Here is a 21,601-nt window from a genome sequence, read left to right on the forward strand (position 1 = left end):
AGTCATACTAGGTCACAGGTTCATACATATCGCCTAAAACGTTCGCTTTCGCCGCGAATACCGCCAAGATAAACCTCCGTTGCGTCTGTATTGATCGCACCGCCATTACGTTCCTTATTCCTGGCGAAAGATAAAACAAATATCTGCCGTATAGGAAAGTAAATTTGGGGCGTCGGGCCGCATTCCTGGGCACGCCTCTTGCCCTTGCTGCGTGCAAAGCACATATAGCGAACATGTCAGAGCTCATCATCCGCCGTGGGCTGGAAGAACCGGATACGGTTGGCACCTTCACCCCGCACCGCCCGGAACGCCCGTCCAAGTTGGAGGGGGGCAGGCCGTTTAGGATCGTGTCGGATTATGCGCCGGCAGGAGACCAGCCGACCGCCATTCGCGAACTTGTTGATACGGCACTGACGGGGGAAAAGAATCAGGTTCTATTGGGCGTCACCGGATCGGGTAAGACCTATACCGTAGCGCAAGTCATTGAAAAATTGCAGCGTCCGGCGCTTATCCTTGCGCCAAACAAGATATTGGCGGCGCAGCTTTATGGCGAATTTAAAAGCTTCTTCCCCGACAATGCGGTGGAATATTTCGTCTCTTATTATGACTATTATCAGCCTGAGGCCTATGTGCCGCGTAGCGACACCTATATCGAAAAGGAATCGAGCGTAAACGAGGCGATTGACCGGATGCGCCATTCGGCGACTCGGTCTTTGCTGGAACGCGACGACGTGATCATTGTCGCATCGGTGTCGTGCATTTACGGCATCGGCTCTGTCGAAACATATTCTGCGATGATTTTCGACCTGAAAAAAGGCGAAAGCGTGGATCAGCGTGAATTGATCCGCAAGCTTGTTGCGCTTCAATATAAGCGCAACGACATGGCCTTTGCCCGTGGTAATTTCCGCGTGCGCGGCGACAATCTCGAAATATTCCCATCGCATTATGAAGATACCGCGTGGCGCGTCAGTTTCTTTGGCGACGAGATTGAGGAAATTTCCGAATTCGACCCGCTGACGGGCCATACCGGCGCGAAGTTGAACAGCGTGCGCGTCTACGCCAACAGCCATTATGTCACCCCCGGTCCAACGATGAAGCAGGCCAGCGAAGCGATCCGCTTTGAGCTGACTGAGCGGTTGAAGGAGCTTGTTTCCGAAGGCAAATTGCTTGAGGCGCAGCGGTTAGAGGAGCGGACCAATTTCGATCTTGAGATGATTGCCGCGACGGGGTCTTGCGCTGGCATCGAAAATTATTCGCGCTTTCTAACCGGCCGCTTGCCGGGTGAGCCGCCACCGACCTTGTTTGAATATCTGCCCGACAATGCGCTTTTGTTCGTTGACGAAAGCCACCAGACGGTTCCGCAAATCGGCGCAATGGCCAAGGGCGACCATCGGCGCAAGCTGACATTGGCCGAATATGGTTTCCGCCTGCCGTCTTGCATCGACAACCGCCCACTGCGTTTCAACGAATGGGACATTATGCGCCCGCAAACCGTGTGCGTTTCGGCAACGCCGGGCGGGTGGGAAATGGAGCAATCTGGCGGCGTATTTGCCGAACAGATCATTCGTCCAACTGGACTTATTGACCCACCGGTCGAGATCAAACCCGTCGAAGACCAAGTGCAGGATTGCATAAACGAATGCCGCAAAACGGCAGAGGCGGGCTTCCGCACGTTGGTCACCACACTGACCAAGCGGATGGCGGAGGACCTGACCGAGTTCATGCATGAGGCCGGGCTGCGCGTGCGATATATGCACAGCGACGTTGAGACTTTGGAGCGCATTGAACTGATCCGTGATCTGCGGCGCGGCGTCTATGACGTGCTGGTGGGCATCAACTTGCTGCGGGAAGGTCTCGATATTCCCGAATGCGCGCTAGTCGCGATATTGGATGCCGACAAAGAAGGTTTCCTGCGCAGCGAAACATCATTAATCCAGACCATCGGCCGCGCGGCGCGCAATGTCGAAGGCCGCGTCATTCTATATGCCGACCGTATGACCGGCAGCATGGAGCTCGCCATCCGCGAAACCGACCGCCGCCGTGAAAAGCAGCATGCGTACAATATCGAACATGGGATCACCCCAGCCACGATCAAGCGCGACATTCATGATATCGTTGCCGACACCGCCAGCCGCGATTCGATGCTTGTCGAGATAGACGCCGATGGTGCTAACAACCTCGTCGGGCATAATTTACGGGCCTATATTGATGATCTGGAAAAGAAGATGCGTACTGCTGCCGCCGATCTGGAGTTCGAAGAGGCTGGCCGCCTGCGCGACGAAATCCGGTCGCTGGAGGCAAGCGAACTTGGCCTGCCGCACCCGCAGCATGTTGCTGCCCCCAAGGGCCGCGCCACCGAAGGCCAGCCTGGCACACGCAAAATGCGTTATGGCAAAACGCAGCGCAAGTTCGGAAAATAAACCTTAACTTAATAACCGCAGGGCAGCTGAAAGCCCCGCAAGGCCAAGAACGCCAGCGACAAAACTGCGCCACAAGGTCGGCGGCACCCTGCCAAAGGATTTGGCGCCAAGCCAGTTGCCCGCAAGCACCGACGGGAACAGCAAAAGCGACAGCCACAATAAACGCGCGTTCGCAAGTCCAAGGAGAAAAGCGGATATCGTGCCCGCAATCGCGGTGGCGAAAAACACCAGCATCATGGATGCCCGCGCTTCCTTAGGCGGAATAGGCTGGCGCAGATAAAAGGGCACGACGGGCGGCCCCGGCATCGCGGCAAAACCGGTCAATATGCCTGAGGCGGTTCCCGTAAGCGCCGTCTCCTTTGGCCCGGGACGAACAGCGCCACGTTGCGGCAATAAAACAAGCACAAACGCCCCAATCGCGATCGCGGCGATCATCAACCGCGCAACATCTGGGCTGGTGTTCATCAACAGCCATATCCCTAGCGGCGTTGCCAACATTGCAAAAGCAGCAATCCTAAACGCACTTTGCCGGTGGGCGTCGGCGTAAATGACTTTAAAGCCAACAGGCCCAATCAGCACCTGAAGCAATATGGCGATAACCACCGCTTCACCCGGCTTAACAATCAACCCGAACAGGGGCACAAGAATGATTGCCATGCCAAAGCCCGTCAGCCCACGAATATATGCCGCACCCAAGGTCATTGCCGCCAATAGCAATAACTGCGCGGTCGCGATTCCAGTCAGGTCTTGAATGTTCAGTGTCCCATCGCGGCATGGTCAGCCGCGGTCAGCGGCTTTTCCGCAGCCGCGCCCTTTTTGTCGAGCCACGCCTGCATGTCCTTCATCTCGGCTTCTTGCGCCGCGATGACCTTTTGCGCAAGCGCGCGCACTTCGGGGTCCTTGCCATGCGCCAGCGCAACCTTCGCCATGTCAACCGCACCCATATGGTGGGGGATCATGCCCTGCATAAACGCAACATCGGCGTCGGCATTGATATTGCCCATACCGGAATGCATCTTGTCATTGGCCGCAGCATAGGCCTTTTGCGCGACATTGTAGCTGGCGTTCGGATCTGCTGTTGAACCTAGGGTTTCGGCGTTTTCGTCCGCCGCAGGTTGCTGGCAAGCTGCCAATAAAAATACGGCAGCAAGCGTCAATGACAGTGTTTTCATCGCTATCTCCTTAAAGATCGTCTTCACGCACATCGGGCGGCGTTGCCTCATGCTTAAGCATGGCAATCGCCTCTTCGAGCGTCATGATACGCTGGCCATCGGAACCAAGGCTACGGATTGCAACTTTGCCTTCCTCCGCCTCACGCATGCCGACCACCAACAAATGCGGCACCTTGGCAACGCTATGTTCGCGCACCTTATAGTTAATCTTCTCGTTACGTGTGTCCGCATCAACGCGAATACCTGCAGCTTTCAACTTCGCGGTCACATCATGCGCATAGCCATCGGCTTCCGACGTGATCGTTGCCACCACGGCTTGCACCGGCGCAAGCCAGACAGGAAAACGGCCAGCATAATGTTCAATCAAGATGCCGATGAAGCGTTCATAGCTGCCGAAAATCGCCCGGTGCAACATGACGGGGCGGTGGCGTGCGCCATCCTCACCAACATAGCTTGCGTCGAGACGCTCGGGCAGCACGCGGTCGGATTGAATCGTGCCAACCTGCCATGTGCGGCCAATCGCGTCGGTGAGGTGCCATTCCAGCTTTGGCGCGTAGAAGGCACCTTCGCCGGGCAGTTCTTCCCAACCAAATTCGGACGTAGCAAGGCCAGCGCGGACCACGGCATCGCGCAGTTCGTTTTCGGCCTTGTCCCAATCCGAATCCGAACCGAAGCGTTGTTCAGGACGCAGAGCGAGCTTGATCGAATAGGTAAAGCCAAATTCCTTATAGACCCGGTCGGCCAGCGCGCAGAACGCCTGCACCTCTTCGACAATCTGGTCTTCGCGGCAGAAGATATGCGCATCATCCTGCGTAAACTGACGCACGCGCATCAGGCCATGCAACGCACCGTGCGGCTCATTACGGTGGCAGCAGCCATTTTCGTAAAGGCGTAAGGGTAAGTCGCGATATGACTTGATACCTTGACGGAAAATGAGGACATGCGCGGGGCAGTTCATGGGCTTCAGCGCCATCCAGTCGGCATCGCCGGAAATCACGGGGCCTTCGTCACCGACATTAGGAACTTCATCCGGAATCACGAACATGTTGGCGCGATATTTGCCCCAATGCCCCGATTGCTCCCATTGCCGCGCGTCCATAACTTGCGGCGTTTTGACTTCCTTATAACCCGCGCCGTCAATCGCGCGGCGCATATAGGATTCAAGCTCGCGCCAGATCAAATAACCATTGGGATGCCAAAATACCGATCCATGCGCCTCTTGCTGCAAATGGAACAAGTCCATGTCTTGCCCAAGCCGACGGTGGTCGCGCTTGGCGGCTTCTTCCAACCGGACCAAATGCGCGTCCAGTTGTTTTTTGTTCAACCAGCCGGTGCCATAAATGCGGCTAAGCTGCGGGTTCTTCTGATCACCGCGCCAATAGGCCCCAGCAACCCGCGTCAGCTTGAACGCCGACGGATCCAACTTACCCGTCGACGCCAGATGCGGACCACGGCACATGTCCATCCAGTCATCGCCAGAATAATATACCGAAAGCTCTTCGCCTTCTGGCAATTCCGCCGCCCATTCCGCCTTGAAACTTTCGCCCGCATTCTGCCATGTCGCAATCAGCGCATCACGCGCCATGACTTCACGGCGCAGCGGCTTGTCCGCACGGATGATTGCACGCATTTGTTCTTCAATCGCGGGCAGATCATCCATTGTGAACGGCCCGCGCGAAGCAGGTGCCATGACGTCATAATAAAAACCGTCATCGGTCGATGGGCCAAAGGTGATTTGCGTACCGGGAAACAGCGCCTGCACCGCCTCTGCCAATATATGCGCAAAGTCGTGCCGGGCGAGTTCAAGCGCGTCTGCCTCATCACGGTTGGTTACCAACGCCAGTTCGGCATCCGCCTCAATCGGACGCATGATATCGCGCAATTCGCCATCGACGCGCGCTGCAATCGCTGCCTTGGCTAAACCCGGACCAATCGCGGCGGCAATGTCCGCAGGGGTAGTGCCACGCGCAACTTCACGGGCAGAGCCATCGGGAAGGGTGACACGGATCATCTCGGACATGGATTATCTTGCTTTCAAATGCGGTTAGAAGCGCTCCTTTGCCAGCCCAGAGGCGAAGTCGCAAGTGCGCAGCCATTGTCCCCGAACAAGAACCGCTGATCGCAGGAGGTGCAACTAGTCTGTGGTCTTCTCGCTACGATAAGGCACAAACGCACCAAGGCTGCATACGCCCCCGCTCATGCCGCTGGTCCGGTCCACCAAGCGGATGATGTCGCCTTTGCATTTCTGGCTACCAAACTGTTCCGACACGATGATGTCATTGTCACGCGCAAGTCCGCTGCAAGCCGAACGTAAGGTGTTTTGGTACACCAGCCGGCCCGATACGCGGTAGAGCAGGATGTTGTCGCTGACGCGGATAGTGTTGGTGGCGTTAAAGTCGCTGATGCAATTTACCGGCGCACCCGCCACCTTGCCGTTCAGTTCCTTCATCAACATTGCGCTCTGTTTCTCGGTCAGCGGCTTTGGCGTGCTGTCCACTTGTCCGCACGCAGCGGCCAGTGTCAAAGGAAAGGCAAAGAAAGCCAATTTGAGAATGTGCATCGAGTTTCTCCGGTTCCAACGGCTGTATAGCATAAGGTTCGAATGATGAACCGTAAATTATCCAATTAGTGCAGCAGTATGGCGTTTCTCGCCCGGGGTGACGTGAACGACAGCGTTGCCAAGGTCGGCATCCACCGGACAATCGATCACCGCCATCGCGCGCGCGCCGCCTTCGGTTTCCAGTAACACTGTCGCCGGACCAAAACCGTACTTCCCCGCCGGTCGCACAAAGCTGCGCACCCCCGCCTTGCCCTGGGGCGCGTCATCGAGCGCGCGCGGTGTTGGCGCATAGCCCTTTGCCACGTCGCCGGACCACGGAACGCTGGGCTGCGTTGCGGTGTAAATGCCAACCGCTTGCTTCGACATCACGCCGCCATTGGCCGTGACTAAAGCGGGCTTGGCCCCGTCACGGCGCAGCGCGTCGACCATCGCTGCGATATTATACACGCCATAGCCATTGCCCGGCCCACCGAAGAAGCTGAGCCCGCCGGTCAGCGTATAATCACCAAGCGAACGCGCGGCGTCATTCATGGTGTCGACCGCAGCGAACACCGCGCAGGGAAAACAGCTGTAAATGTCGACGGGCCCAAGGTCACTTGCCTGGAGTCCGGCCTGCGCAAGTGCCGCCGGAATTGCAAAATCAAGCGCAGCGGATCGGTGAATGACACCGCGCTCTGCCAATGGTGGTTCGGCGGCCTCTGCCGCGCCCGCCAGCCAAACCCATTTGTCTTGCGGCACACCCAGATCGCGCGCCCTGCCCGCGCTTGTCAGAATAATCGCGCCACCTAGATCAACTGCGTCCTGCGCGACATGCCAGCGGCGGTAGATGTCCGTCAGCGGGTAATTGGCATTGTCATCGCTGAGCATCGCTTCGGGTGAACGATTGCCCGGGAATTGCGCGTGAGTCCGCGTTTCGGCCTTTGAAGAGAATGCTGACCACAAAGCTGCCATTTCCCGCGCATACGCATCGGCGTTTATGCCCAACTCCATCCGCCGCGCATTTTCAATCAGGCTGTAGGCAAGCGGCATCGAAATAATACCATGGCGGATTTCGGTTCGGCTCAATATCGGGAAGCTGGACAGTCGGTTGTCGAATGGCGAGTCAGAAGGCAAGCTCCAGTCCAAAGTCACACCAGCCTTGCGCGCGCGCTTGGCAGTGCCCGTCGCTTCTGCCGCGACCAACACCGCCATTTCGCAAGTACCGCGCCTTATGTCGCCAGCCAGCTCATTCAACATTGCCTGCGGGCTTTGTCCGCCGACATCGGCATAGATCAGCCGCTTTACGCTGACACCGCCTGCTGCGCCAAAGGCCTCAGGCGCGTTATCGGGAGAGCCAGTGCCAAGGCTGACGCCGCTATCCTCGAATGTGCGGATGGCGGCAATAGTGTCAATTGCTGCGGCAACGGCTTGCGACTGCCCGGTATCGGCAAGTGCAACCTTGATGGCGGCTCCCGCCAGTTCGCGTGGGGCAGGCCATTCGCCAGGCACTGTCTTGCGGCTGGCCTCGCCCACGCCAATGATCACTGGCGCGCTCGCTTCAAAATTGCCCATGTTGCTCTCCCGATTATCTCTTAACTGCACGCTTAAATATGCTAGCAGGCTATGCAAGAGATAAGGAGAGCGCAGATGGCGAAATGGCCGAAATTGACATGGGATACAGAACCAACCGGGCCGTTGAAGGGCATCAAGGTCGTTGACATGGCCACGGTCGTGCTTGGGCCTTATGCGACGGTGCAATTGGCCGATCTGGGCGCCGAGGTTATCAAGATCGAAAATAGCGAGGGCAATACGCCGGGCGACATGATGCGCCATGGCGGCGATTCACCCACCAAGCAGCATGGGCCGATTTTCACCGCGCTGAACCGCAACAAAAAAGCCATCAACCTCAACATCAAAAAGCCTGAGGACAAAGCCGTGCTTGAGGCATTGTTGGAAGGGGCTGATGTGTTCATCCACAATGTCCGGATGGCCGGCGTCGAACGGCTTGGCTTTGGCTATGAGGCCGTAAAGGCGATCAACCCCAATATCATATATGTGCACTGTGCTGGCTTTGGCGCGGGCGGTGCCTATGGCGAGCGGCAGGCATATGACGACCTCATTCAAGCCGCTTCGGGTTTTGCCGCATTAAGCGAACAGCGCGATGGCGGACGGCCAACCTATTCCCCCAGCCTTGTCGCCGACAAGGTGGGCGGCCTGTTTGCCGCCAACGCCACGATGGCCGCATTGCTTGGGCGCGCGGGCGGACAAGGCGGGCAGTTTGTCCAAGTACCGATGTTCGAATGCTTCACCTGGTTCAACATGGTAGAAAATCTGTGGGGAGAAACCTTCGTCCCCGGCAATGGGCGCATGGGCTATACACGCTCGGTCAACCCGCGGCGGCGGCCTTATCCGACCAAGGAAAGCTTCATTGCCATCGTCCCTTATAATGACCGGCAATGGGCAACGTTTTTTGAACTGGGCGGGCGGCCCAATGTCTTCGACGACCCGCGTTTTTCAACCTATCAGGAGCGTACCAAGTACACCGGCGAATTATATGCGTTGATTGAGGAAGTCAGCGCGACGCGAACCACCGCCGAGTGGCTTGACCTGTTGGCGCAGCACGACATTCCGGCGATGAAATATAACCGCATGGCCGATGTGCTGGCCGATCCGCATTTGGCCGATGTCGGGTTTTTTGAAGAACGGGAGTCACCGGACATCGGCAAATATCGGTCGATGAAGCATCCCGTGCATTATGCCGGCACGCCCGTGTCCAATTACGCGCATCCGCCGATGCTGGACGCCGATGGGTATGAGATTAAGGCCGCATTGGGGTTGTAATTCCCTCTCTTAGTGGGAGAGGATAAACCTAAACCAACAACCCGCGCATGATGAGGTTAATGGTATGTTCGCGATAGGCGTCGCGCATATTCTCGTCGAAGTCGTCTTGATTGTAACAATGGCGCAGCACCAACCGTGATGAATAGAAACGGTCGGCTGCGCCTGTTACCGTGAAGTAAAAAAATTGCGGGTCGGTTTTGCGAAACTTACCCGCCTTTATGCCCTGCGCAATCAGCACTTCGTAGACGTTGGAAATCGGCTTGAGATAAAGTTCCGCAATGCGCGCCGCTTCGGCAGGGGCGCTGTCGCGGACCATGCGCATCAACAGGCGGTTGATGTAGGGAAAGGCGTGATAGGTATCGATCACTGCCCCAATATGGATACGCAATTTGTCGGCAGGCGGCATGTCTTTAGCCACCAAAGCGGAAAGCCTTTGCACGATATTGCCCATGTCGCGATCAAGCAACGCTAGCATCAGGCCGTTTTTATTGCCAAAATAATATTTGACCAGAGCGCTGTTCAGTCCAGCACGCAGCGACAATTCGGACAGCGACAGGTCAATCGTGTCACCTTCGCGCATGATCTGGCTGGCGGCCTCGATCAATTGATCGCGCGCAGTGCTGCCATCGGATGGACCGCTTGCCAGCTTTGGTCCTGTTGTCGCCATTGGTGCCTGCTCCCCTTTACATCAGGTTAGGTATACACAGGTTCGTCCCACCATGGGAAGAAGTCAGGCAAGTCTGACGAAACTTTGTCGGGGTAGACCGGACTGCGTTTCTCCAGAAAGCTGGCGATGCCCTCTTTTGCGTCGCCGGATCGCGATCGGCGGTAAATTGCCCGGCTGTCAATGGCATGCGCGGCCATCGGGTGGTCCGCCGCAGAGAGCCGCCATAACATGGCGCGCGTCAGGGCAATGGATACCGGCGCAGTATTATCCGCTATCTCCCGCGCCAGCGCCCGCGCCGCTTCCATCAATTCGGTCGGTGCATGGACAGAGCGAACGAGGCCGCCATTCAACGCCTCGACTGCATCGAACACCCGGCCCGTCATGCACCATTCCAACGCCTGTTGCATGCCAACCAAGCGCGGCAGGAACCAGCTAGAGGCCGCCTCTGGCACAATCCCCCGCCGCGCAAAGACAAAGCCGAAGCGCGCAGTGTCGCTCGCCAAACGGAAATCCATCGGCAATTGCATCGTTGCACCAATGCCCACCGCCGCGCCGTTGATTGCGCCGATAACAGGCTTTTTGCACTGGAATATCCGCAACGTTAGCCGACCGCCGGAATCGCGCACGCGTTCGTCCGAAAGCGATTCAACCTTCGATCGGCTGGCGAACACATCGCCGCCTGCGTCCGGTGTAAGGTCCGCACCCGCACAAAAGGCACGTTCACCTGCCCCCGTTAGTATGACCGCACGCACAGCATCATCAGCGTCCACCAAATCAAACGCCGCGCACATCTCGTGCATCATCACATTGGTGAAGGCATTCATCTTTTCGGGACGATGCATGGTTATGGTCGCAATGCCGTCAGCGAAAGCATATTGGATTTGGGTGAACTCGGTCATGCGATCAACGCGGCGCCATACGGATTGCGCCATCGACGCGCACGTCTTCGCCGTTGAAATACCCACATTCGATCATCGTCATCGCAACTTGCGCAAATTCATGCGGGTGGCCAAGCCGCTTGGGGAACGGTACGGATGCAGCAAGCGCGTCTTTGACGGCTTGCGGTGCACCATTCATCAATGGCGTGTTAAAAATGCCCGGCAGAATGGTGTTGATGCGGATGCCTTCGCTCATCAAATCGCGGGCGATGGGCAAGGTCATGCCGACAACGCCGCCCTTGGATGCGGAATAGGCCGCTTGCCCCATCTGGCCGTCTTCAGCCGCCACCGACGCGGTGTTGACCATCGCGCCACGTTCACCATCTTCCATCGGCTCCAGCGTCAACATGCCCGCTGCCGACTTTGCGATGCAGCGGAACGTGCCGACCAGGTTGATCTGAATGATGCGGTCAAAGGCGTCGAGCGGGAAATGCTTGATCGATCCGTCTTCCTTCGAACGGCTGGCGGTCTTAGCGGCGTTGCCGGTTCCAGCGCAGTTCACCAAGATACGTTCCTGACCATGCGCCGCGCGCGCCTTGGCAAAGCCAGCGTCAACGCTTTCGTCGCTGGTTACATTGACGTTGCAAAACACGCCGCCAATCTCTGCAGCCAGAGCTTCGCCCTTGTCGGCTTGCAAGTCGAAAATCGCGACCCGCACACCCTTTGCCGCGAGCGCCCTTGCGGTAGCTTCACCAAGGCCCGATGCGCCGCCAGTGACAACTGCTGCAACTGTTGAATCCAATTTCATTATATGCTCTCCGTTTCTAGTTCTGTCATGCTGAACTTGTTTCAGCATCCATCTCTCCGCCGAGACACTCGTTTGTGTGGTACGATGGACTCTGAAACAAGTTCAGGGTGACGCTTGTGGATGGTTGCGGACTAAACCCGCTCAATAATCGTGACGTTGGCTTGACCGCCGCCTTCGCACATCGTTTGCAGGCCATAGCGGCCGCCACTTGCCTCCAGCGCATTCAGTAATGTCGCCATCAACTTCGTTCCCGATGCACCCAGCGGATGGCCAAGTGCAATTGCGCCGCCATGAACGTTTATCTTCGAACGATCGCCGCCTATATGCTTGAGCCAGGCCAAAGGCACCGGTGCAAAGGCTTCATTTACCTCATACAAGTCAATGTCGGATATTTTCATGCCCGAACGCTGAAACGCGCGGTCGGTTGCGAACAATGGTTCTTCCAGCATGATGACCGGGTCACCCGCCGTCACGGTCAGGTTAACGATCCGCGCGCGCGGGGTCAGGCCATGTTCTTTCAACGCCTTTTCGGATACGATCAGAACCGCCGATGCGCCGTCGCAAATCTGGCTGGCGTTAGCGGCGGTAATGCTTCCGCCTTCCTGAAGCAATTTGACGCCGGACAGGCTTTCAAAGGTCGCGTCATAGCGGATGCCTTCGTCGCTATTGTGGATGATCTTGCCCTCTGGCGTATCGACTTCCATGCCGACGATTTCATTGACAAATGCACCGCTTTGCGAGGCCGCAATTGCCTTTTGATGCGATTCCAACGCGAACTGGTCGAGGTCTTCGCGGGTAAAGCCATATTTTTTGACCAGCATTTCAGCGCCCATGAACTGGCTGAACATGATGCCGGGATAGGCCTCTTCCAAACGCGGGCTTTTGTACGTGCCCATGCCTTCTTTTTTGAACAGCATGGATGTCGACCCCATTGGCACGCGCGTCATGCTTTCGATACCAGCGGCAAGCACAATGTCCTGCGTGCCTGACATGACGCCTTGGGCGGCGAACATCATCGACTGCTGTGATGATCCGCACTGACGGTCAATGCTAACCGAAGGGATGGAATTGGGAAGCCGCGACGCAAGCACGATGTTGCGACCCACGTCGCCCGCTTGCTCGCCACCCTGCATGACGCAACCCATTATGACGTCTTCGATCGCCGCAGGGTCGAAATCATTACGGTCGGCAATAGAATCAAGAACCGCAGCGCCCAAATCTACCGGATGCACACCGGCAAGCTTGCCGCCACGGCGGCCACCAGCGGTACGGACCGCATCCACAATATAGGCGTCTGCCATAGTCACTCTCCTGTTGTTTGAAATTTAATCAGACGATTAAACTTTGAAGGGGGAGAGTCAAGTTCGGATTGTTCTCCCCATCGACTTGCGATGGGGAGGTGGCGCACTGACGCAACGCGGAAGTGTGACGGAGGGGACTTTGGCGTTCACGGCCCCTCCACCACCCTTCGGGTGGTCCCCCTCCCCATCGCAAGTCGATGGAGAGGATTTGGGTTTAAGCCGCCTCGCGCGCTATCGTGATTACTTGCGGATAGGTGAACTCAAGCAAGCCTTCCTCGCCCAATTCCGCACCAAAGCCTGACTGTTTATGCCCGGCGAAGGGCGCGTTGGGGGCAAGATGCATGGACTCGTTAATCCAGACAGTTCCTGTCTCCAATTGCTCGGCGACTTCGACCGCAGCCTCTGGGTTGCTGGTCCAGATAGAGCCGGCCAGTCCATAATCCGACGCGTTGGCGCGGCTGATGACTTCATTGATCGTTGAAAATTTCATCAACGGCATCACGGGGCCAAATTGCTCCTCGGCCACAATTCGCGCATCTTCGGGCGGATTATCAAGCACGGTGACAGGCACAAAATAGCCGGGGATAGATGAGTCATGATCGCCGCCGGCGAGGAATTTATAGCCCTTGTCCTTTGCGTCCTGAATGAGTTCAAGCACGCGCTTATATTGCGGCTTGTTCTGAATGGGACCAATGGCAGTGCCCTGCTCAGCGCCATCGCCAACCTTGACCGCCTTTGCATAAGCCGCAATCGCGCCCGACAATTCGTCATAGATATCTTCGTGAATGTAGATGCGCTTGGCCGCGATGCAGACTTGGCCTGCATTGTAGAAGCTCGCCCAAAACAGCTTTTCAGCCACCTTGCCCACATCAGCATCGGGTAAAACAATCGCGGCGTCATTACCGCCCAATTCAAGCGTGATGCGCTTCAGGTCCTTCGATGCCGATTCCATCACGCGTTTGCCCGTGGCGGTCGAGCCAGTGAAGGTTATCTTGTCAATGTCCGGGTGCGCTGTCAGCAATGGTCCAAGCGCATCGCCGCCTGTGATGATGTTAAGCACGCCCGGCGGGAATATGCCTGCCACCAGTTCCGCCAAACGCAAGGTTGCCAGCGGCGTGAACGGCGATGGCTTTAGCACCATCGTGCAGCCCGACAATAACGCAGGCACAATCTTCTGGATTGCCATCAACACGGGGAAGTTCCACGGCACGATGCCGCCAACCACGCCAACGGGAACGCGGCGGGTGCGGCTGAGGCGCTTGTCGCTGTCTTCGGTAATTTTCTCTTCCAAATTCAACATCGGCAAAGCGCGGGTCATGCCAACGCAGCCAGCGATTTCGCTGCCCGCCTGCATATGCGGCTTGCCTTGCTCAGACGTGAGCAAGCGCATCAGCTCATCGCTGTTCGCCTTGATGACATCAGCCATTTTGGCGAACAAGGCGCGGCGTTCTTCGACGCTCGTTTTCTTCCAAGTCTGAAACGCAGCGCGCGCAGCTGCAACCGCCTTGTCGAGATCCGCCTGACCGCAATCGGGCACTTGGCCAATGACCTGTTCGGTCGCGGGGTTTACAACATCAATCCACTGGCCATTATCCACCAGTTCGCCGTTGATCAGATTTTTATATTTCGTGGTCATTGTCTATCTCCTGATGAGTCTGTGGCGTTATAGCCTTAAGTTTTTGGCTTGTCCTGCTTTGCCCAATATTCATCGCGCAGCAGGCGTTTGTATAATTTTCCGGTGTCATGGCGGGGAAGCTCTTCGCGAAAATCGATCCGGCGCGGGATTTTGACACCCGACAATTTTTCACGTGCGTAGGCGGCGAGTTCGGCGCGAAAATCATCGCCCGCGTCGGCCATATCAAGCGGCTGCACCACGGCAATAACCTCTTCCCCCATCTCGTCATGCGGACCTCCAATGACGGCGACGTCGCGCACGCGGGGATGCGTGACCAAGTGGTTTTCGATCTCTTGCGGATAGATGTTCACCCCGCCCGAAATGATCATGAAGCTTTTACGGTCGGTGAGGTATAAATACCCTTCCTCATCCAACCTGCCAACATCACCAAGCGTGGTCCAGCCGTGTTTATTGGTCGCGCCCTTGGTTTTTTCAGGATCATTATGGTAGCTGAACGATGCCGCGCTTTCGAAGAACACGGTGCCTTCTTGGCCAACGGGAACATCGTCGCCATTATCGTCGCAGATGTGCATTGTGGCGTTCAGCGCGCGACCCACTGATCCCTTGTGCGTTAGCCACTCCTCGCTGGAGATGAAGGTTATTCCCTGCCCCTCGGTCCCGGCATAATATTCCCGCAATACAGGGCCCCACCAGTCAATCATCGCCTCCTTAATGGGAATGGGACATGGCGCGGCGGCATGGACGGCTGTTTCCAAGCTGGAAACATCATATTTGGCGCGCACATCTTCGGGCAGCTTCAGCATACGGGCAAAATGCGTTGGCACCCATTGGCTGGCGGTTATTTTATATGTCTCAATGGCCGCGAGCGCCGCTTCGGGGTCGAACTTCTCCATCACCACCACCGTGCCGCCAAGCCTGTGTACCGCGGCACACCAGCGCAACGGCGCAGCATGGTAAAGCGGCGCTGGCGACAAATAGATGCTGTCACCCGAAAATTTGAACGCCATCGTGGCAAGGCCAGCAAGCACATTGGGTGCGGCAATATCGGCGTCTTCGGGCAGCGGAAAGCGAATGCCCTTCGGTTGTCCCGTCGTGCCGGAACTGTACAACATGTCGGTGCCAGCGCGCTCATCGGCGATGGGCGTGATGGGCATATCGGCAACCGCATCGGCGTAATTCTGCCATCCGGCATGTGCGCCGCCGAGGATGAAACGCGTCACCGGGCTTTCAATCTGACCCAGTGCTGCGCCAAGATAAGGCGAGGCAAACAGTGCCTTCGACCCGCTGTCCTTCAAGATATAATCGATTTCGGAGGCGGTCAGATGGCAACTAATGGCGACATAGATCAGCCCCGCGCGTTGCGCACCCCAAACAAGGTCGAAAAACTCGGCACGGTTTTCGAGGCAAATTGCCACCGTATCGCCATGCTGAAGCCCTAAACTGCGGAACAAATGCGCGCACCGGTTAGAACGCTCATCCAGTTGCTTGTATGATATGGTCTCACGCGAGCCCGCCATGATGACCGCTGGTTTGTCGGGGTTGGCTAAAGCGTGAACGACGGGGTGACCCATGTTATTCGCCCTGCCAGTTTGGTTTGCGTTTTTCGGCAAAGGCAAGTGCACCCTCACGTGAGTCCTTCGACATAAAAACAGGCGCGCAAATCTCGTTCTGTTTCTTCCACATCTCCGTGGAGTTCCAGTCAGGTCGCTCATTGATCACGCGCTTCGTCGCAATCAGTGCCAACGGACCATTCGCGGCTACCTTCAAAGCAAGCTCAAGCGCGGCGTCGATAGCGGCGCCATCGGTCACGCGATTGACAAAGCCCACCTCATACGCCCGCTGCGCCGAGATAAAATCACCCGTCAGCGCAAGTTCCATCGCCATACGTTTGCCGATAATCGATGGCAGCGTCAGCAAGCCTCCTGCGGCCGCGACAAGGCTGCGCTTGACCTCGGGGATACCAAGCTGCGCCTTGTCATTGGCCACCAAAAGGTCGCAAGCAATCGCGATTTCCATGCCGCCTGCAAGGGCATAGCCCTCCACTGCGCCAATTAACGGCTTGGCGGGTGGAGATTCGATAAAGCCTGCAAAACCCTTGCCCTTGATGCTCGGCAGCTCACCGCGCAGAAACGCCTTAAGGTCCATGCCAGAACAGAAAGTCCCGCCCGCGCCAGTGATGATGCCCGCGTTCAGGCTTTTGTCGCTATCCAGCTGCTCCATGGCCGCAGCAATACCTTGCGCGACCGCCTGGTTGACCGCGTTCTTCGCCTCGGGCCTGTTGATGGTGATGATCAGGACGCCATCTTGGGCTTGGGTTAGGACTTCGGACATTTACACTCTCCTAGAAAATAATAGTAGCCCTGAACTCCGTCGAAGGGCGCTTGTAAGGCAATGGCTGAGCCCGGCGGTGAAGCGCCCTTCGACAGGCTCAGGGCTTCGGTATTACATATCGCTCAACGCCCCTTGGGCAGGCCAAGCACATGTTCGCCGATGATATTCTTCTGTATCTGGCTCGTGCCTCCGCCAATTGTTGCGGAAAAGCTGTTCAAATAGGACCGATGCCAATAGCCGTCATCGACCGCGTTTTCATCGCCAACATAATAGCCAGCGCGCGTGCCCTGAAACTGCAACGAGAACTCAGTCAATTCCCGCACCAATTCGGTCCGCGCCAGCTTGTTCATCAACGCAAGCCCCATCGGGCGGTCACTGGTAAGCGGAGCCATGCGGCGGCGTTGGTTGTTCAGGTTCAGCGCCTGAATCTCAATCATATAATCGACCAGCCTGTCGCGCATGACGGGATCATCCAGCACTGGCCTACCACCGCGCTTGGCCGAACGCGCCATATCGACGACGCCCATTACGTCCATTTCCTTGACGAAATAGCCGCCGACCGGATTCACCTTTGCGCCGCGTTCATATTCGAGCGTCTTCATTGCGACCATCCAGCCTTGCCCTTCTTCGCCGACAAGGCCCGATGCCGGAATGCGTGCATCCGTGAAAAAGCATTGGGTGAAACCATATTCGCCAGTGAGTTTCTTCAATCGCCGTGTTTCAACGCCGGGAATTTTCATGGGCGCAAGGAAGAAGGAAAGCCCGGCATATTTGCTTGGCCCGTCATTCGATGTGCGCGCGAGCAAGATCATATAATCGGCGCGATCGCCCAAGGATGTCCAGATTTTGGACCCATTGATGACATATTCGTCGTCATCCCGCACTGCCTTGGTCTGCGCGCTGCCAAGGTCAGAGCCATGCTCCGGTTCCGAAAAGCCCTGACACCAGATTTCTTCTGCGGACAGCATGGGTTTAATGAAGCGACGCTTGTCCTCTTCGCGGCCGATATCGAGCAGCAAGGGCCCTGTCCAGCCATTGGCAATCGCGTTGAGCATGATCGGCGCATCATGGCTTTTCATGATCCGCGTGGCGATCCGCTGATATTCGGGATGCATGCCATAGCCGCCATATTCGGTTGGCCAAGACATGCCGAAATAGCCCGCCTCGTAAACCTTGCGTTGCCAATTACGCAGGAAATCAAACTGCTGATCGGTCGACACTTCCATGAAGGTCAGCGGCAACATAAAGCCCGGATCGCGGACCGTATTTTCGGCAAACCATGCGTCACATTGCTTTTCGAAACGGCTAAGTTCTTCGGGGCTTGGTGTGCTCATGGGCTGATTCCTCTCTCCGCAGTTAATTGCGCGATTAAATCGAGGATTGCAAGACCTGTGCGGATGCGGCGTAAAATGTTTTGGTGTGCCGCCTTTCAGGCGTCGCAAGACGCAAAGGCACAAAGAGGCGTTAAGGCAAAACATTTGCGGCTTGTCTCCTTAAGGTCTTACAAGCCTAAACGGGTTACCCAGAATCTTCAGCCTTTTTTGAACGGCGCCATTTCGCTCAAAAATTCAATCTCGCGTTCCATGGCCGCTGTTTCGCGTTCCAGAAAATCGGCAACTGCGCCCCGGAACCTTTCATTGGCGATATAATGCGCCGAATAGGTCGGCACCGCTTCATAACCGCGCGCCAATTTATGCTCGCCTTGTGCGCCAGCCTCAACGCGGGCGAGGCCGTTGGCGATGGCATAATCAATCGCCAGATAATAACACAGTTCAAAGTGCAGAAATGGCACGTCGCGGGTGCAGCCCCAATAGCGGCCATAGAGGCAATCGGGCCCAACGAAATTCAGCGCCCCTGCTATGGGACGATCGTCGTCAAAAGCCAAAAACAGCACGATGCTGTCACGCATTTTTGTCCCGATGATGTCGAAAAACGTGCGCGTCAAATATGGCGTACCCCATTTGCGCGCGCCAGTATCCTGATAGAATATCCAGAACGCATCCCAATGTTCCGGCGTAATGTCGGCGCCCGAAATCTGTTCTATGCGCACCGCGTCTTGCGCGCCTGCACGTTCCTTGCGGATTGCCTTGCGCTTGCGTGAAGACAGCGCGCCCAGAAAGTCTTCAAAATCCGCATAATCGCGGTTCTGCCAATGAAATTGCGTGCCTACCCGCGTCAGCCACCCCGCCGCGCGAAATTGCTCCAGCTCGGCTTCTTCCACAAACGTCGCGTGCGCGGACGACAGGCCATTTTGGTCCACCACCGCTTCCGCCGCGCGCAAGAGTGGCAGCGCCATCGCTGGATCGCGCAATAACAATCGCGGTCCCGGCACCGGCGAGAATGGCGCGGCAATCTGCAACTTTGGATAATATTGTCCACCCGCCCGATGAAATGCGTCGGCCCAATTATGGTCAAACACATATTCGCCTTGGCTATGTGTCTTGAGATAGGCCGGAAGCGCTGCCGCCGGAATACCATCTGCATCGCGAATGATGACGGGCGCAGACGACCAGCCAGTGCCCGGACCAACGCTCCCGGATTGCTCCAGCGCCGACAGGAACGCGTGCGCCACAAACGGGTTACCGCGCGGGTTCAACGCATCCCATTGGTCAGCGGGAATATCGCTGACCTTGGTTAGAAGTTCGGCGGTGACGCCGTCGGCCATTAGGCCGCGCGGACCTTTACCACGCAGTCAATCTCCACCGTTGCGTCGCGCGGCAAGACCGGGACCGAGACCGCTGCGCGTGCGTGCTTGCCCACATCACCAAACACGGCTTCCATCAGGTCCGATGCGCCGTTGGCGGCTTCGGGCTGATCGGTAAAGTCTGGAGTTGAGGCGACAAATACGCCCAATTTAACGATGCGTTCCACCCGGTCGAGGTCACCGCCAAGCGCCGCCTTCATCTGCGCAATCAGCATGATGCCGCACGCCTTGGCAGCAGCCTTGCCGTCTTCAAGACTGCGCGTATCGCCGACTTTGCCAGTAACAACCTTGCCATCAACGAAAGGCAACTGACCCGAAATGAACAGCATCCCGTTTGCTTCGACAGCGGGCACATAGGAAGCGACAGGCGCGGCAGGTTCCGGCAGTGTGATGCCCAATTCGGCCAATTTTGCTTCGATCATGATGTTACCTTTTCCAATGCGGGGGCAGGTGTGCCTGTCACGAGCCGTTCCCTAATCCAATGTTCCGCATCCGCCCAGCGATCCAAACGCGCATGCGCAGACGTCGACGGCTTCACGCGATCCCACAGCATCGGCTCACCGACAAAATGCAGTCGCCATACGTCAGGATGCCGTTCGCCAACGGACTCATGCTGATGCCCCAGATCGTCGACGAATACAGCTACGCTTGGGCGATATTCTTCGAGGATCCGGCCAAGTGCCTCGCCCTTGCCGCCTTGGTTGCAATAGACTGGCGCATAGATGCCGACGGCCTTCAACTGCTCCGTGCGCGGCCCCGCGCGGTGGTCGAGTAAGTTGGTCAGGATGACGACATCGGCATGTTCGCGCAGGCGGTTGAGGCTGTCTACCGCGCCATCAATCGCTTGTTGCCGGTGCATTTCGGTGTCGAAAAAGCCATTGAGCAAATCCCAGACCCGCCCGCGTTCAACGACCGTGCCATCATGCTTGTGGCGCAGCGCTTCACCCCAATCGCCATGGACGAAGTCGAAATGGATGTGATGCGCCTCATCCAACCAGTCACGAAACGGGACAATCATGTGCAGCAACACTTCGTCGCAATCTGAAATCAAAAGTGGCCGGGAATTTCTGATACTCATGCTTCTAACTCCTGCCGCGCTTGCACCAATAGGGCAGGTGACACCCCGATGGCCGCCGCGCACGCGACAAGATCTGCTTCGTAAGCCTCCAAAAACGACAGAATCGCTGCCTGCGTGCTGCGTTCCATAACGCTGCTGCGCAAGCCCTCTGGCGTGAGGCCAGTGAGCGACAATAATCGCTCCGCCCGTGATTCTTCCATCAACGCCCAAGCCAATGCCTGGAACGCCATACCCGATGCGTCTAACTTGTCGTTTGTTTCATGCATGGCTGTCGCTTAATCCATGCCCTGCGCGAACGCAAAGCGGGAAAAGGTCGGTATGCGTAAAAAGGTGATGATCGTTGAGGATAATGAACTCAACATCGAGCTGTTCACCGACCTTTTGCGCGCGCATCAGTTTACCGTCGAAGGCGTGCGCGATGGGCAGCTGGTGCTGGAACTCGTGCTAAGCTTTGCACCTGACCTTGTCATCATGGACATTCAATTGCCGCATGTCAGCGGCATCGACTTGATCGAAGCCATGCAAAAGGACGCCGCGCTGTCGGTCGTCCCCGTGCTTGCCGTCACCGCTTATGCGGGCAAAGGCGACGAAGAATACATCATGGCGGCAGGTGCGAAGGGCTATCTGTCCAAGCCCTTGTCAGTGATGAAGTTTCTGGAGGCAGTGCGGGGGATAATTGGGTAGTTTATGTGGTCAGAAAAGCCGCCCAATGGCCGGCTTTTCTTGTTTAGACTAACGGATCAATCAAAAAGGGCACCCGAAGCGCCCTGATCGTTACCCTATACAAGCAAACGCGTTAGCTTACTTGATTTTGGCTTCCTTGAACTCGACATGCTTGCGCACGACGGGATCATATTTGCGGAACGTCATCTTTTCGGTGATGTTGCGCGGATTTTTCTTGGTCACGTAGAAAAAGCCCGTGTCAGCAGTGCTGAGCAGCTTGATCTTGATCGTGGCTGGCTTCGCCATGGCCCATTCCTTTTATTCAAAAAAATTTTGCAAAAAACTGTGCAGTAAAAAAGCCGCACTGCTCACAGACGCCGGCCAATGCGGATTCGCGGGGTTAAAGTCAAGCCAATAAACTGGCATCTGGATTGGAGACCTGCCAAATTTGCACCGAACCGCCATGCTGAACGCGTTTCAGCATCTTACTTTTTCTATATCCCACAAATTAAGATTTTAAACCAAGTTCAGGATGACGCGTGAGCGGCCCGCGTGAAGGCAGC

General features: G+C 56.7%; 21 protein-coding genes. 3 read left to right on the forward strand and 18 right to left on the reverse strand.

Translation table 11 applies throughout. The features are described from left to right. Positions 1 to 233: 233 nt before the first annotated feature. The gene (uvrB, locus tag Q0N43_RS06875) at positions 234 to 2,420 is read left to right on the forward strand and encodes an excinuclease ABC subunit UvrB (protein ID WP_295444405.1); all 2,187 of its coding nucleotides are present in this window, start codon (positions 234 to 236) and stop codon (positions 2,418 to 2,420) included. A gap of 3 nt (positions 2,421 to 2,423) precedes the next feature. On the opposite strand, the gene Q0N43_RS06880 is transcribed toward uvrB, so the two are convergent. The 5 genes from Q0N43_RS06880 to Q0N43_RS06900 all read right to left on the reverse strand — a co-directional run bounded on the left by Q0N43_RS06880 (position 2,424) and on the right by Q0N43_RS06900 (position 7,703). Then, positions 2,424 to 3,122, reverse strand: coding sequence for a sulfite exporter TauE/SafE family protein (locus Q0N43_RS06880; protein WP_295444408.1), 699 nt, complete (start codon positions 3,120 to 3,122; stop codon positions 2,424 to 2,426). Positions 3,123 to 3,175: 53 nt separating this feature from the next. Beyond that, positions 3,176 to 3,592, reverse strand: coding sequence for a DUF305 domain-containing protein (locus Q0N43_RS06885; protein WP_295444412.1), 417 nt, complete (start codon positions 3,590 to 3,592; stop codon positions 3,176 to 3,178). Between the two features lie 10 nt (positions 3,593 to 3,602). Next, positions 3,603 to 5,612 carry a threonine--tRNA ligase gene (gene thrS, locus Q0N43_RS06890; protein WP_295444415.1) on the reverse strand — a complete coding sequence of 670 codons (2,010 nt, stop codon included), beginning with the start codon at positions 5,610 to 5,612 and terminating at the stop codon, positions 3,603 to 3,605. A gap of 114 nt (positions 5,613 to 5,726) precedes the next feature. Then, positions 5,727 to 6,152, reverse strand: a complete 426-nt coding sequence (locus tag Q0N43_RS06895) for a hypothetical protein (protein WP_295444418.1) — start codon at positions 6,150 to 6,152, stop codon at positions 5,727 to 5,729. 57 nt (positions 6,153 to 6,209) lie between these two features. Continuing rightward, positions 6,210 to 7,703: a hypothetical protein gene (locus Q0N43_RS06900; protein ID WP_295444420.1), complete on the reverse strand. Its 1,494-nt coding sequence runs from the start codon at positions 7,701 to 7,703 to the stop codon at positions 6,210 to 6,212. Positions 7,704 to 7,778: 75 nt separating this feature from the next. On the opposite strand from Q0N43_RS06900, the gene Q0N43_RS06905 reads away from it, so the two are divergent. Further along, positions 7,779 to 8,972, forward strand: a complete 1,194-nt coding sequence (locus Q0N43_RS06905) for a CoA transferase (protein WP_295444422.1) — start codon at positions 7,779 to 7,781, stop codon at positions 8,970 to 8,972. A gap of 28 nt (positions 8,973 to 9,000) precedes the next feature. Here the strand turns inward: Q0N43_RS06905 and Q0N43_RS06910 are convergent, their stop codons facing one another. From Q0N43_RS06910 to Q0N43_RS06965, 12 genes are all read right to left on the reverse strand, one after another. Then, positions 9,001 to 9,639, reverse strand: a complete 639-nt coding sequence (locus tag Q0N43_RS06910) for a TetR family transcriptional regulator (protein ID WP_295444425.1) — start codon at positions 9,637 to 9,639, stop codon at positions 9,001 to 9,003. 26 nt (positions 9,640 to 9,665) lie between these two features. Beyond that, on the reverse strand, positions 9,666 to 10,538 hold the full coding sequence (locus tag Q0N43_RS06915; protein WP_295444428.1) for a crotonase/enoyl-CoA hydratase family protein: 873 nt from the start codon (positions 10,536 to 10,538) through the stop codon (positions 9,666 to 9,668). 4 nt (positions 10,539 to 10,542) lie between these two features. Then, a complete protein-coding gene (locus Q0N43_RS06920) occupies positions 10,543 to 11,325 on the reverse strand; it encodes an SDR family NAD(P)-dependent oxidoreductase (protein ID WP_295444431.1) in 783 nt (260 codons plus the stop codon). 131 nt (positions 11,326 to 11,456) lie between these two features. Beyond that, positions 11,457 to 12,626, reverse strand: a complete 1,170-nt coding sequence (locus Q0N43_RS06925) for an acetyl-CoA C-acetyltransferase (protein WP_295444434.1) — start codon at positions 12,624 to 12,626, stop codon at positions 11,457 to 11,459. A 214-nt stretch (positions 12,627 to 12,840) separates the two neighbouring features. Continuing rightward, positions 12,841 to 14,262, reverse strand: a complete 1,422-nt coding sequence (locus Q0N43_RS06930; RefSeq protein WP_295444437.1) for an aldehyde dehydrogenase family protein — start codon at positions 14,260 to 14,262, stop codon at positions 12,841 to 12,843. A 35-nt stretch (positions 14,263 to 14,297) separates the two neighbouring features. Then, a complete protein-coding gene (locus Q0N43_RS06935) occupies positions 14,298 to 15,833 on the reverse strand; it encodes an acyl-CoA synthetase (protein ID WP_295444440.1) in 1,536 nt (511 codons plus the stop codon). 1 nt (position 15,834) lies between these two features. Then, positions 15,835 to 16,593, reverse strand: a complete 759-nt coding sequence (locus Q0N43_RS06940) for a crotonase/enoyl-CoA hydratase family protein (RefSeq protein ID WP_295444442.1) — start codon at positions 16,591 to 16,593, stop codon at positions 15,835 to 15,837. 122 nt (positions 16,594 to 16,715) lie between these two features. Further along, the gene (locus Q0N43_RS06945; RefSeq protein WP_295444445.1) at positions 16,716 to 17,927 is read right to left on the reverse strand and encodes an acyl-CoA dehydrogenase family protein; all 1,212 of its coding nucleotides are present in this window, start codon (positions 17,925 to 17,927) and stop codon (positions 16,716 to 16,718) included. Between the two features lie 197 nt (positions 17,928 to 18,124). Beyond that, the gene (locus Q0N43_RS06950) at positions 18,125 to 19,258 is read right to left on the reverse strand and encodes a GNAT family N-acetyltransferase (protein WP_295444448.1); all 1,134 of its coding nucleotides are present in this window, start codon (positions 19,256 to 19,258) and stop codon (positions 18,125 to 18,127) included. Next, complete coding sequence (locus tag Q0N43_RS06955; RefSeq protein ID WP_295444543.1) at positions 19,258 to 19,722, reverse strand: RidA family protein; 465 nt, start codon at positions 19,720 to 19,722, stop codon at positions 19,258 to 19,260. Before Q0N43_RS06955 ends, Q0N43_RS06950 begins: the two co-directional genes overlap by 1 nt. After that, positions 19,716 to 20,375: an HAD family hydrolase gene (locus tag Q0N43_RS06960; protein ID WP_295444450.1), complete on the reverse strand. Its 660-nt coding sequence runs from the start codon at positions 20,373 to 20,375 to the stop codon at positions 19,716 to 19,718. The genes Q0N43_RS06955 and Q0N43_RS06960 overlap by 7 nt, the downstream gene beginning before the upstream one ends. Further along, complete coding sequence (locus Q0N43_RS06965) at positions 20,372 to 20,641, reverse strand: DUF3572 family protein (protein ID WP_295444453.1); 270 nt, start codon at positions 20,639 to 20,641, stop codon at positions 20,372 to 20,374. Before Q0N43_RS06965 ends, Q0N43_RS06960 begins: the two co-directional genes overlap by 4 nt. A gap of 52 nt (positions 20,642 to 20,693) precedes the next feature. Here Q0N43_RS06965 and Q0N43_RS06970 point away from each other — a divergent pair, with 52 nt between their 5' ends. Further along, positions 20,694 to 21,059, forward strand: coding sequence for a response regulator (locus tag Q0N43_RS06970; RefSeq protein WP_295444456.1), 366 nt, complete (start codon positions 20,694 to 20,696; stop codon positions 21,057 to 21,059). Between the two features lie 117 nt (positions 21,060 to 21,176). On the opposite strand, the gene rpmG is transcribed toward Q0N43_RS06970, so the two are convergent. After that, entirely contained in the window at positions 21,177 to 21,344 is a 168-nt protein-coding gene (gene rpmG, locus Q0N43_RS06975; RefSeq protein ID WP_125229418.1) for a 50S ribosomal protein L33, read from the reverse strand. Positions 21,345 to 21,601: the final 257 nt, after the last annotated feature.

Origin of the sequence: Sphingorhabdus sp. EL138, from assembly GCF_945882965.1 — a bacterium.
Lineage (GTDB): Bacteria > Pseudomonadota > Alphaproteobacteria > Sphingomonadales > Sphingomonadaceae > Sphingorhabdus_B.